The sequence below is a fragment of the Nocardia sp. CC201C genome (assembly GCF_030010695.1).
In the GTDB taxonomy this organism is placed as follows: Bacteria; Actinomycetota; Actinomycetes; order Mycobacteriales; family Mycobacteriaceae; genus Nocardia; species Nocardia otitidiscaviarum.
The window spans coordinates 1-12,533 of sequence record NZ_JASCXP010000213.1; the positions used below are offsets into that span (position 1 = coordinate 1).

The window sequence follows — 12,533 nt, forward strand, 5'->3', positions numbered from 1 at the left end:
CCTCCCCCCCACCCCGCGCCCCCCCCCGTTTCACGGGGGGGGCGCCGTCGTCGTTTCGCGGGCCGTTGTCAGCACGAAGGGGACAGCGGGGCCGCCCTCGCGGATCGGGGCCACCGCACGAATCAAGGCGACTCGCGAACCAGGGCCGCCGCACCGATCGGGGCCCGCGATCGCGAAGGGGGAGCCGTCCTGATCGAGGTCGCGTTTCGAATGAGAGGCCGCCCCTACGGAAGCCGGAACCGTCAGGTGGAGGTCGTGACCGGCCGCGGGCGGCGGGTCGCGCCCAGGGCGAGCGCGGCGATGACGGCGGTGGTGATCGCGGCGGTGGTGGTGGCGATGGTGATGAGGCCGAGGACGGAGTGGGCGAGGGTGAGCATGGCGGCCACCCCAGCGGCCAGGCCCAGCCAGGTGAGGGCGGCGGGCGCGGTGCGGTCGGCCGCGATGGCGGAGAGCAGGGCGGCCTGCAACACCGCCAGCAGTGCCCCGTCGAGAGCGAACAGCCACAGCAGGCCCTGCACCGGGGCGTAGTCCTGACCCGCGAACAACGGGGCCAGCGGGGCGGCGACCGCCGCCCCCGCCACCGCGAGCACGCCGATGGCCGACAGCACCGCGAGCGCGGAGCGCACCGCCTGCGCCGAATGCCGCGGCTGCGCCATCCGCGGATACAGCACCACACCCACCGCCTGCGGCAGCCAGAAAGCGATCTTGGTAGCCACCGCGCCCAACGCGTACCGACCGGCATCATCGGTCTCCAGCACGATCCGGGACACGATCAGATCCGCCGACGACAACGCCATGAGCGCGGCCTGCAACTGCGCCGCCCGCAGCACCGCCACCACCCCCGCTGATTCGGATTCGGCGGTAATCGGCCACTGTTCGGCCCTTGCCGACGCCGGACGCGAGTCCGCGGACCGTACCCGCGCGGACGGTTCCGTCACGGTATGCGCACCCCCGGCGGCGAGGCGGGCCGAGACGGCGGCGACCGCGATGCCGGCGGCGGCCGCCCACAGGGCCGCGGACGTGCCGCCTCCGATCGCGAGCACGATGATCGCGGGTGTCACGCGGGCGACTCCCGCACCGCCGAGCACGGTGGCCAGCTCGCGGAAGCGGCGCTGCCCCTGCAAAATCCCCTGCTCACCGGAGAGCAGGACCAGCACCGGCGCGGCACCGAGCGCGGCGGCCGACGCCCAGACACCGACATCCAGCACCGTGCTCACCACCGGCACCAACACCACGGCCACGGCGGCGACCAGGGCCGCACAGCGCCACGCGAGCCCGCGCGCGGCACCGATCCCCGCACCGCGCACCACCTCCCGCGCCACCACGTTCTGCAGGGCCAGCGCCGGAACCGCGCACAGCAACTGCACCGCCAGCAGACTCGCGAACGGGCTGTACCCCGACACCCCCAACCACCGGCTGGCCAGCAATTGCAGCAGATAGCCCGCGACATTCGCCGTCATGGCCCCGACCGTCACCAACGTCAGATCCGCGACAACAGGCAGACGGCGTACAGCGGACACATCGGCAATGCTCCCACCCGCACGCCCACCACCCGCCCCCACCCCGTCCGAAACCTGTGAAGGGCCCCCACCGCGCGGGAGTCGCGAACGAGATCACCGGGTGCGACGGTTCGCTGCTGCTGCGGGCCCCATGAGCGAGGGCGTCGGCCTCAGGGGCGGGCGCGTACCAGTGCACTGCACGGCGGGTACGGCCGGGCGACCCGCCGCGGAGATGCGACCGGCCGATATGACCGCCGAATCCACTGTTACCGCGAGGCCCCCGGGCAATCGACGCGACACGGGTGTTCGCGTCGGCGGCGCGGTACCCGCCCGGGGATGGTTGCCCGCGTCGGCCCCCGGGCGGTGAACGTAGGGTGCTGGGCGTGAGCGCGGTGGTCCGGGAGCGATGGTGGCGGTGGGTGCCCGCGGGGTACAGCCTGGTGCTGGCGCTGGTGGTGGTGGGGCCGCTGCTGGGGTCGGGGTATCTGTTGCTGCGGGATGCGGTGAGTACGCCGCGGTCGTACCTGACGGATGCCGCATTGGGGGTGGGGGATGCCGCGCCGCGGGCGGTGCCGCAGGATGCGTTGGTCGCGGCGCTGTCGGGGGTGGTCGACGGCGGAGTGGTGGTCAAGGTGATCCTGGTGGGGGCGCTGTGGCTGGCGGGGTGGGGTGCGGCGGTGCTGGCGCGGGAGCTGCTGGGGGCTTCGCCGGGGGCGCGGTTGGTGGCGGCCACCGTCGCCGTGTGGAATCCATATGTCGCGGAACGACTTCTGCAGGGACACTGGAGCCTGCTGACCGGGTATGCGGCACTGCCGTGGATCGCGGTGCTGGCGCAGCGGATTCGTGGTGAAGCGGGCTCCGGCCGGTGGGAGCGGGCTCGAAACTGGACGCTGCTCGGCGGCTGCCTGGCGGCGGCCGGGCTGACTCCGACCGGGTCGCTGCTCGCCGGGGCGACGGCGCTGCTGGTGGTGGGACGACGCAATCTCGCAGGGGCGGTTGGCCTGTGGGTGATCACCGCGGCACCCTGGCTCACCGCCACCGCGCTGTCCGGGGCGGGTGCGGAGCCGTCGGACCCGGCCGGAGTCGCGGCCTTCGCGGCGCGGGCGGAACCCGGGCTGGGGACGCTCGGCAGCCTGGCCGGGCTGGGCGGCATCTGGAACAGCACGGCGGTCCCCGGCTCCCGCACCACGTTCTTCGCCGTGATCGGCACCCTGCTGCTGTTGAGCATCGTCGCCCTCGGTGTGCGCACGGTGGTCACCGGGGCCCGCGATACCCGGCGGATCCGCCGAATCCTGCTGGCCCTGGCGGGATTCGCCATCGTGCTGCCCGCGCTGGCGGCGACCGGCTGGGGCCTGTCGCTCGGCGAAGCCCTGATCGAACACGTCCCGGGCGCCGGACTGCTGCGCGACACCCAGAAGTACGTCGCACTCGCGATGCCCGCCTTCGCCCTGTGCGCCGCCGCCGGCTGCCACACCGCCGCCGGCCTGCTGTTCCGCGACCGCAGCACCACAGTGGTCGTCGCGAGCGTCCCCACCATGCCGCCACCCGCCGCAGCCGTGGAAGGTGATGACAAGCCCCGCAACGCATTCGAAGACGCGCCCCGACCCGCGACCTCACCTGCCTCCGCTGGCGGCCCTGCCCCGGATGCGCCCGACCACGACCCTGCGGCGAACGCGCCCGGCGGCAGCGACTCTTCGACGCCGCCTGCCGACCGCACCGCACCCGAGCCAGCGGCCGACAGCATCACGTCGCCTACGTTCGCCGTCGGCACCGCACCCGGCGCACCCACCGACAACGCCACTTCGACCGCGCTCACGGGTACCGCTGACCTGGACGCGCCTACCGGAGACACCGACCCGGACACTCCGATAAGCAGTGCCACCTCGGACACCCCGACAAGCGACTCCGCCGCGGAATCGCCCACTGGCAACACCACCCGGGGCACTTCGATAAGCAACGGCACCCCGGACACCCCGGCCAGCGACATGGTCCTGGACACCTCGACCAGCGACCCCGTCTTCGGACCCGACACCTCGACCGGCAGCGCCGTCGCGGATGCGGCCGACATCGAGGCCACGACAGCGCCCGGCGACCGCCGGTCTCGAACAGGTGCTGTCGCAGTGCTTTTCATCGCCCTGCTGATCGCCGCCCTGCCCGACCTCGCCTGGGGTGTGGGCGGTGAGCTGCGGCCGGTGCACTACCCGCCCGCGTGGGGGGAGGTGGCCGAACTGGTGGACGCTCCGGGGGATGTGGCGGTGCTGCCGGGCGGCATGTTCCGCAAGTTCCGCTATTCCGGACCCGCGCCGGTGCTGGACCCCGCGCCGCGCATGCTCCGTCGCGATGTCCTGCAGACCGGTGAGCTGCCGGTTCGGGGCACGACGGTGGCGGGCGAGGGAGCCCGTGCCGGGGAGGTCGAGCGGTTGCTCCTGCGCGGCGGCTCCGCGACCGAACTGGCGCGGCTCGGCGTCGGCTGGGTGCTCGTCGAGGGCGGCACCCCCGGACCGGTCGGTGAATCGAAAACCACACTGGCACAGCTGGAACCGGTCTACTACACCCCGGTGCTCCAGCTCTACCGCGTCCCCGGCCCGATCACCGCCCACGACGCCACCCCGGCCACCCGCCGCACCTCCGGAGCCGCCCACCTCGCCTGGGCAGCCCTACTCGTCGCGGGAACCCTGGCAGCGCTCACACCACGCCGCCGCGCGCAACCCACGCACCCGACCGGACCGTCCGCCGCCTCCTGAGCGCACATCCGCACCCACCAGAACCGCCGCAGCGCCGGTCCGCCTGAACGCCGCCCCTGCCGGAGCCGCCCGCACCAGGTCGGCCCGACTCGTCGCGGGAACCCTGGCAACGCTCACACCACGCCGCCGCGCCCAGCCCATACACCAGACCAAACCATCCGCCACCCCTGAGCACACCCGCACCCACAGGCCCCCCGGCAGCGCCCGGTCAGCCCTACCCGACGCAGCAACCCTCGCAGCGTTCAACCCATACCGCCGGGCGCAACCCACACCCGGCCGGCCACCCCCTGACATCCGCCCCAGCAGAGCCGCCCGCATCGGCTGGTCAGCCCCACCGGCAGCAGGGCACTCACGCGCCCCCTCGCCGCATCGCTCGGTCCGAAACCGCCCGTCATTCCTGAGCACATCCGCGCGCCCACCCCGCACGAGTCGCGGGCTGGAGGAGTGCGGACGAGGTTGTCGACCGGGCCGTCGCCGTCGGTGCCACGACATGCACCCGAGTGACGCACGCCCGGCCGCCGCGGCGACGACGCATGTCGTGGTACGACAGCCACCCGGCTACACCGGATCCCGCGCACCGCACGACGCGGCCGTCCGGTGCCGGTTACACCTCGACGCTCGCCGCCGTCACCAGCCCCGAGACGCGCTCTCCGCGGGCGACGGCCGCGAGCACCTCGTATACCCCGTTTCCCGTTTGCTCCCAGGAGAATTCGCGGGCGCGGGCGCGGGCCTTCTCGCCGAGGACGGTGCGGGTTTCGGGTGCGGTGAGCAGTTCGCCCACGGCGGCGGTGAGTTGGGCGGGGTCGTCGACCAGCAGGCCGGTGACGCCGTCGACGATGGAGTCGGTGAGTCCGCGCGAGCTGCGGTAGCCGATGGTGGGGACGCCGTGTTGAGCGGCTTCGATGACCGCCAGGCCCCAGCCTTCCTTACGGGAGGGGAGCACGTGCACCCAGGCGCGGGCGAGCAGTTCGTGCTTGCGCTCCTCGTCCACATGGCCGTGGAAGGTGACCGCGTCGGCGATCCCGAGTTCGTCGGCGTGCGCCCGCAGGTTGTCGGCCCACCAGCCGTCGCCGATGACGTCGAGGTGGAGGCCGGGAATGCGGGGGCGCAGCGCCGCGACGGCGGCGAGGGCGTCCTCGATCTGCTTGTGCGGTACCAGGCGGGAGAGCACCACGATGCTCGGATGCGCGGTGCGGGTGGTGTCGGAGCCGGGCGTGACGCCCTCGGGCACGGGTTCGGCACCGTTGCGCACGACCGCCACCCGGGCCGGTTCGACGCCGAGCAGCGACAGTTCCTCCGCCGAGGGCAGGGAGACGGTCAGGTACTGGTTGCGGCGATGCACGCGCGGCGACAGCCGGGATTCGATCCACCAGCCGATCCGTCCGATCAGTCGGCCGGCCACCGGCCACTGTTCACGGTGTCCGTGATGCACCAGCACCACGGTCGGCGCGGCGCTCGCGGCCCGCGCGAAGAAGGGGATGCCGTTCTGGGTGTCGATCACCGCGTCCGGGCGCGCGTGCTTGAGCGGTCCGATCCCGAGCCGTCCCAGGGCGATGGCCGCCAGCGCCCGCGGGTAGACGGTGTACCGTCCCCCGGCCCGGCTGATCTCGATGCCGTCGATCCGTTCCCGCCGGGCGGCCCCGGGGTATCCGGCGGTGCGCAGCGTGACCTTCACACCCCGCGCGGCCAGGTGCGCCCCGACCTGTTCCAGGTACCGCTCGCTGCCCCCGCCCTGCGGATGCCCGGTGTCCCGCCAACACAGCAGCAACACTTCACGCACGGGCTTCTCCAGGTCGTTCTCACGGATGCGGGCAGACAACGGGCTCCACCATAACCGCCCACCCCGGTTTCCGGGCCCTCAGTGGTCAGCTGACCAGCCCAGGGCCGGGAAAACGCCGCCGTCCGCGCCCGGGTGGGCGTCTTCGCCCGATGGTCGCTGTGCGAGACTGGCCGCCATGCTTCGAGCCGCGCAATCCGGATGGCGACGTCCGCGTTTCGCCCGTCGCGCTACCTTGCGGCGGTCCCTGCGTCTGCTGGGCAGTTTCAAATTCGAGCAGACGGATCCGGCCGTGTTCTACGGGGGCGTGGCCGCCGATACGGCCGATCTGGTCGGCGACTTCTTCCGGGATCTGACCGGGCGTTCCCTGCGCGGGACCGTCGTGCTGGATGTCGGCGGCGGTCCCGGCTACTTCGCGGACGAGTTCGCCAAGGCCGGGGCGCGGTACATCCCGGTCGAACCGGATCCTTCGGAAATGCATGCGGCCGGGCTGTCGGTGCCGGGTGCGGTGCGCGGTTCGGGGATGGCGCTGCCGTTCCGGGACGACGCGGTGGACATCTGTGTGTCGTCGAATGTGGCCGAACATGTGCCGCAGCCGTGGGTGATGGCCGACGAGATGCTGCGGGTGACCAAACCGGGCGGCCTGATGGTGCTGTCCTACACCGTCTGGCTGGGCCCCTTCGGCGGGCACGAGACCGGTCCGTGGCACTACCTGGGTGGGGAGTACGCGGCCCGGCGTTACCGGCGCAAGCACGGCCGGGAGCCGAAGAACCGATTCGGGCGGTCACTGTTCGCGGTGCGTGCCGCGGATGGCCTGCGGTGGGCCCGATCGACCCCCCCGGATATCGAGATTCTGGCGGTCTTCCCGCGCTACCACCCGCGCTGGGCGTGGTGGCTGGTGCGCATTCCGGGGCTGCGCGAATTACTGGTCAGCAATGTGGTGGTGGTGGCCGGTAAGCGGAATTCAACGCTCGAGGCAGCCGCGACGCCAGAGTCGGCGCAATCCGCCCGTGCATTCGGGTTCGCTCCACGGTGACTCCTGGTTTGCGAGACCCACGGTTTCCATGGCGGTGAGCCCGACCTGTCCGGCGAGTTCGTTGACCGTGGCGACGGCTTCGGCGGCTCGCAATGCGGCGGTCGCTTGCTCGGTTGTCAGTGTCCGGCCGGGGAGGAATGACACCACCCAGCCGCCGGCGCCAACGCTTTTCGCCTGATGCGGCGTGAGATCGCTGGTCATCAGCGATCTCCCGATCACTTGCACCGACATGACTCGGACTCCCTGTGCCGTAACGGTTCATGAATCGAACGAGCAATCCGCGGTAGCTATAAGCATGCTCGCAGCAGCTGCAGAATGCAATAGTGCGTTTCACGAAAAGCGAACCGACAGGTTGGAATTCGAGATTACGAATGCCCGGTATTTGCCACGCATGTGCCCAATTACCCTGCGCTCGCATCGATCTCGATAATCACCGATCCGGCATGACCAATCGCAATACCGGCTGACCCACCCGATCCGCACGCTGCGGACCCGCCACGACTTCGACCCGCCAGCCCGGCGGCAGCACCCGCTGCAATTTCCCCGCCTCCCGATGCAGGGGCGTGCCGGCGGCCACCGCCGGGAGGTCGGTGATCTCCGGGAGCACGAAAGCGCCGAAATCCAGATCGGTCATGCCATCGCCCGCCTTTCACGAGTCGGCTCAGCTCCCCCCCGGCCGAACCGCATGCCGAAGACGAGCAGCGAACAACCTCAGTTGAAAAGAATAGCTAATGTTTAGCAATCGGACCGATGGTCCGTGAGACGAGAACCACACCGAGCATAGGGCACGCATGAGCGCATCGACGGCGAACGCCACCCGAACGGCGCGCCCCACCTTCCGGACAGCAGTCCGGACCATCATCCGGACAACACTCGGCGCAAAACTGTAACGTGTTCCCATGAATTACCAGAGCTTGTTCATCGGGGGTCACTGGACGGCCCCGGCCAGCGCCGAACGCGTCCCGGTCGTCTCGCCCGCCACCCTGGAAACCGTCGGCACCGTGCCGGTGGTGAGCCGCGCCGACGTCGACGCCGCGGTGGACGCGGCCCGCCGCGCCTTCGACAGCGGCCCGTGGCCCGCCACCCCGCCGGAGCAACGCGCCGACCTTCTCGCCCGCGTCTCCCAACTGCTCGATCAGCGGGTCGGAGACCTGGTGGCCGCGCTCAGCGCGGAACTGGGCGCACCCGCCATGGCCGCCAATACGCTCAACTACCTCCCGGCCAAGGCCGCCCTGGACTTCTATGCCGGACTCGGTAAGTCCTTCCCCTGGAACGAGACTCGCGTCGGCGCGTTCGGCACCACCCGGGTCTCGCGCGAACCGGTCGGTGTGGTCGCGGCCGTCACCGCCTGGAACGTGCCGCTCTTCCTGGCCGTCAACAAGCTCGCCCCCGCCCTGCTCGCGGGCTGCACGGTCGTGCTCAAACCCGCGCCGCTCACCCCGCTGACCACCAACCTGCTGGCCGACCTGTTCGTCGAGGCGGGATTGCCGGAGGGGGTGCTGTCGGTGCTACCCGCCGACGCGGAGGTCTCCGAATACCTTGTCTCCCATCCCGATGTGGACAAGGTGACCTTCACAGGCAGTACCGCGGTGGGTCGCAAAATCGCGTCCATTGCGGGCGGCCAACTCAAGCGCTGCTCCTTGGAGCTGGGTGGCAAATCTGCGGCAATCCTGTTGCCGGACCTGGATATCGCCGCGAGCATGCCCACCCTCGCCTTCTCGGGCCTGATGAATTCCGGTCAGGCGTGCGTGGCGCAGACCCGCATTCTCGCGCCGCGCAGCCGGTACGACGAGATCGTGGAGGGACTCGCGGACGCGGTGCGCGCCATGAAGACCGGTATTCCGAGCGATCCCGACGCGACCCTCGGCCCGCTCATCTCGCAGCGGCAGCGCGAACGCGTCGAGGGCTATATCGCCCGGGGCAAGGACGAGGGCGCACGCCTCGTCCTCGGTGGTGGACGCCCCGACGGTCTGCCGGGCTGGTTCGTCGAGCCGACCATCTTCGCAGATGTCGCAAACTCCATGGCCATCGCGCGCGAGGAGATCTTCGGCCCGGTGCTGTCGGTGCTGCCCTACGACACCGAGGACGACGCCGTCGCCATCGCCAACGACAGCGATTACGGACTAGCCGGTTCGGTGTGGACCACCGATACCGAGCACGGCGCGGCGGTCGCCGCCAAGGTGCGCACCGGCACCTACGCCATCAACTGGTACGCCTTCGACCCCTGCGCCCCCTTCGGCGGCTACAAGAACTCGGGCATCGGCCGCGAGAACGGCCCCGAGGGCCTGGACGCCTACTGCGAACAGAAATCCCTGCTCATGCCCATGGGATACCAGGGTTCGTAGTCGGGCATCGAATCGGTTCCGCCCGCACCGAACTCGGCGCGGGCGGCCACTCGATATCAACCGCACCCCGTGCGCGCGCCTGCCAACGGCTTCTCAGTCGCGGGCTGAAGACGCGGAGAGGCGGACTAGCCGAGACGCTGCTTGAGGCCCTCGAACTCGTCGCGGACGCCCGAGGGCAGCTTCTCGCCGATGAATTCGAACCACTCCTCGATGAGCGGGATCTCGCGACGCCACTCCTCGGGATTGACGGCCAGGGCCTCATCCACATCGGCCTCGTTCACGTCGAGGCCGTCGAGGTAGAGGTCGGCGGCGGTGGGGACATTGCCGATCGGGGTCGGGCGGGCCTCCTTGCGGCCCTCGATGCGGCCGATGATCCACTCCAGCACGCGGGAGTTCTCACCGAATCCGGGCCACAGGAAGCGGCCGTCCTCGCCGCGGCGGAACCAGTTGACGTAGAAGATCTTCGGCAGCTTCTCGGCGTCGGCGTTCTTGCCGATATTGCCCCAGTGGCCCAGGTAGTCGCCCACGTGGTAGCCCATGAAGGGCAGCATGGCCATCGGGTCGCGGCGCACGGTGCCGACCTTGCCCTCGGCGGCGGCGGTCTGCTCGGAGGCCATGGTCGCGCCCATGAACACCCCGTGCTGCCAGCTGAGCGATTCGGTCACCAGCGGCACGGTGGTCTTGCGGCGCGCGCCGAACAGGATGGCCGAGATCGGCACGCCCTGCGGGTCGTCCCACTCCGGCGCGAGAATCGGGCACTGCGACATCGGCGTGCAGTAGCGCGAGTTCGGGTGCGCGGCGAGGGTTTCCGACTCGCGCTCGTACCAGTCGTTGCCCTTCCAGTCGATCAGGTGGTCGGGGGTGCCCTCCAGGCCCTCCCACCACACGTCGTTGTCGTCGGTGAGGGCGACATTGGTGTAGACGGTGTTGCCCGCCTCCATGGTGGCCATGGCGTTCGGGTTGGACGAGTGGTTGGTGCCCGGCGCGACGCCGAAGAAGCCGAATTCCGGATTGACGGCGTAGAGGCGTCCGTCCTTGCCGAAGCGCATCCACGCGATGTCGTCGCCGAGGGTTTCGGCGCGCCAGCCCGGAATGGTCGGCTGGATCATGGCGAGGTTGGTCTTGCCGCAGGCCGACGGGAAGGCGGCGGCGATGTAGTACGCCTTGTTCTCCGGCGAGATGAGCTTGAGGATGAGCATGTGCTCGGCCAGCCAGCCCTCGTCGTGCGCCATGGCGGAGGCGATGCGCAGCGAGTAGCACTTCTTGCCCAGCAGCGCGTTGCCGCCGTAACCCGAACCGTAGGACCAGATCTCGCGGTCCTCGGGGAAGTGGGTGATGTACTTGGTGTCGTTGCACGGCCACGGCACGTCGGCCTGGCCCTCGGCCAGCGGCGCGCCGACGGAGTGCAGGGCCTTCACGAACGGCTTGTCGGTGCCCAGCTTCTCCAGGGCGGCGGCGCCCATGCGGGTCATGACGCGCATGGAGACGACCACATACTCGGAGTCGGTGATCTCGACGCCCAGCTTGGGGTCGTCGGCGCCGAGCGGACCCATGCAGAAGGGCACCACGTACATGGTGCGACCCTTCATGCAGTCGCGGTACAGCTCGGTCATGGTGGCGCGCATCTCGGCCGGATCGACCCAGTTGTTGGTCGGGCCCGCGTCGGCCTCGGTGCGCGAACAGATGTAGGTGCGGGATTCGACGCGAGCGACGTCGGAGGGATCGGAGAGCGCGAGGAACGAGTTGGGCTTCTTGGCCTCGTTCAGCTTCTTGAAGGTGCCCGCGGCGACGAGCTGCTCGGTGAGGCGGTCCCACTCCGCGTCGGACCCGTCCGCCCAGACCACGCGGTCGGGCTGGGTCAGTTCTGCGACCTCCTGAACCCAGGCAAGCAGTTCCTTGTGCTCGGTGGGCGCGGTGCCATCGTGAAGACCAGGAATGGTCGCTGAGGTCATGAAAACTCTCCTGAGATGGGTGGCCTCGGATGGCTCGAGCCGGCGTGAGTCCAGCTCGCGACACCTGTTGCCACCGATTGCGGTCGGGCCCCCGCCCGCCGTCTGCGCGATAGCACGTCCCGGCTGGACGGCATACAGGGACGAAGCGGACGCCCGGGTTCCTGCTATAGAGGTTAACGCCATATATCCCGGGCGCAGGAATCGGGTTGTCCAGTCGGTATCGGGTCGAGACCGCCGACCAGCGGTTATGTGAATTCCAGTGTGCGAAGGTCACGTTCACAGGCCGCTAATTGCCCTGGTCGGCGCGCTGCGGCGGCGCGGAGCAGGTCCTCGATTTCACCTACCCGGCGGTCTGTTTCCACCACATTCTCGGTCGCCAACCGAACCAGCTGGTCTGTGATTTGATCCTCGGCCTCCACCAGGACCGCGGCCACCCGCTGCTCCAAGTGCGCCTTCACATTCACCAGCGCATCCGCGATCCACTGGCGCAAATGCGCCTTGTCGGCCAGCTGGCCGCGCGCCCGCGCCAACCAGGCGGCCACCCCCGCGCCCAGCAGCAGGGTCAGCGGAACGGTGGCGTAGTCCAACGCGGGCATGAGCGCGAACGGCGAGACGATCAGCCGCCCCAGCCCGAAACCGGCGGACGCGCCGACCACGATCATCAACCGGTCCTCCACGCCGATACGGCGCGGCTCCGGATCGGGACCGACCCGGGGCGGGGCGGCGACCCGCTGCGCCACCCGCATGGTCGGCTCGGGCTCGGCGTCCTCGTCCTCGGTCAGCGCGAACACCCGAACGGTCAGTTCGACGATCCGGGTCAGATCGGTGAGCCGGTGGCGGATCTCGGCGTCGATCTCCGTGGTCAACTCGTCGACCGCGCGCTGCAGATTCCGCGGATAGTCGCGCTGCTCGGCGCGGCCGAGGCGCTCGACATCGGCGCGGGCAGCGATATTGAGCGAACGGATCCGCGCGCCGACCTCGTGCACGAGATCGACCTTCGCCAATTGCATCCGATTGTGCAGGGCCGTCATGCCGATCGACCGCCCGCCGTCGCCGACGGCCAGCAGTTCCACCCGCTCCTCCCGCAGCGCGGCCGTATCGGCGGCCGACCGCAGGGCCTCGATCTGCTCGCCGATGCGTCGACGGGTATCCGCGAGCACCCGCCGCAGCACACCCTCGG

At 70.4% G+C, this 12,533-nt stretch carries 7 protein-coding genes and 1 pseudogene; 3 read left to right on the top strand and 5 right to left on the bottom strand.

Annotation, left to right across the window (positions count from 1 at the left end):
* Window positions 1–242 precede the first annotated feature (242 nt).
* The gene (locus QK444_RS21400; protein WP_282782993.1) at window positions 243–1,460 is read right to left on the bottom strand and encodes a polysaccharide biosynthesis protein; all 1,218 of its coding nucleotides are present in this window, start codon (window positions 1,458–1,460) and stop codon (window positions 243–245) included.
* A 431-nt stretch (window positions 1,461–1,891) separates the two neighbouring features.
* On the opposite strand from QK444_RS21400, the gene QK444_RS21405 reads away from it, so the two are divergent.
* On the top strand, window positions 1,892–4,243 hold the full coding sequence (locus QK444_RS21405; RefSeq protein WP_282782995.1) for a hypothetical protein: 2,352 nt from the start codon (window positions 1,892–1,894) through the stop codon (window positions 4,241–4,243).
* 604 nt (window positions 4,244–4,847) lie between these two features.
* Here the strand turns inward: QK444_RS21405 and QK444_RS21410 are convergent.
* Window positions 4,848–6,023, bottom strand: a complete 1,176-nt coding sequence (locus QK444_RS21410) for a glycosyltransferase family 4 protein (RefSeq protein WP_282782997.1) — start codon at window positions 6,021–6,023, stop codon at window positions 4,848–4,850.
* 175 nt (window positions 6,024–6,198) lie between these two features.
* On the opposite strand from QK444_RS21410, the gene QK444_RS21415 reads away from it, so the two are divergent.
* Window positions 6,199–7,056 carry a class I SAM-dependent methyltransferase gene (locus QK444_RS21415; RefSeq protein ID WP_282782986.1) on the top strand — a complete coding sequence of 286 codons (858 nt, stop codon included), beginning with the start codon at window positions 6,199–6,201 and terminating at the stop codon, window positions 7,054–7,056.
* 430 nt (window positions 7,057–7,486) lie between these two features.
* On the opposite strand, the gene QK444_RS21420 is transcribed toward QK444_RS21415, so the two are convergent.
* Window positions 7,487–7,690, bottom strand: coding sequence for a hypothetical protein (locus QK444_RS21420; RefSeq protein WP_043600838.1), 204 nt, complete (start codon window positions 7,688–7,690; stop codon window positions 7,487–7,489).
* 265 nt (window positions 7,691–7,955) lie between these two features.
* On the opposite strand from QK444_RS21420, the gene QK444_RS21425 reads away from it, so the two are divergent.
* Window positions 7,956–9,401 (top strand): aldehyde dehydrogenase, encoded by a 1,446-nt coding sequence (locus tag QK444_RS21425; protein WP_282782989.1) that lies wholly within the window; start codon window positions 7,956–7,958, stop codon window positions 9,399–9,401.
* Between the two features lie 125 nt (window positions 9,402–9,526).
* On the opposite strand, the gene QK444_RS21430 is transcribed toward QK444_RS21425, so the two are convergent.
* Complete coding sequence (locus tag QK444_RS21430) at window positions 9,527–11,353, bottom strand: phosphoenolpyruvate carboxykinase (GTP) (protein WP_282782991.1); 1,827 nt, start codon at window positions 11,351–11,353, stop codon at window positions 9,527–9,529.
* Window positions 11,354–11,598: 245 nt separating this feature from the next.
* Window positions 11,599–12,533 (bottom strand): annotated as a pseudogene (locus QK444_RS21435) (hypothetical protein); the annotation flags it as partial.

Coding starts and splice junctions, on each gene's coding strand:
- QK444_RS21400 (WP_282782993.1), bottom strand. CDS start 1,460: ATGACGGCGAATGTCGCGGGCTATCTGCTGCAATTGCTGGCCAGCCGG.
- QK444_RS21415 (WP_282782986.1), top strand. CDS start 6,199: ATGCTTCGAGCCGCGCAATCCGGATGGCGACGTCCGCGTTTCGCCCGT.
- QK444_RS21420 (WP_043600838.1), bottom strand. CDS start 7,690: ATGACCGATCTGGATTTCGGCGCTTTCGTGCTCCCGGAGATCACCGAC.
- QK444_RS21425 (WP_282782989.1), top strand. CDS start 7,956: ATGAATTACCAGAGCTTGTTCATCGGGGGTCACTGGACGGCCCCGGCC.
- QK444_RS21430 (WP_282782991.1), bottom strand. CDS start 11,353: ATGACCTCAGCGACCATTCCTGGTCTTCACGATGGCACCGCGCCCACC.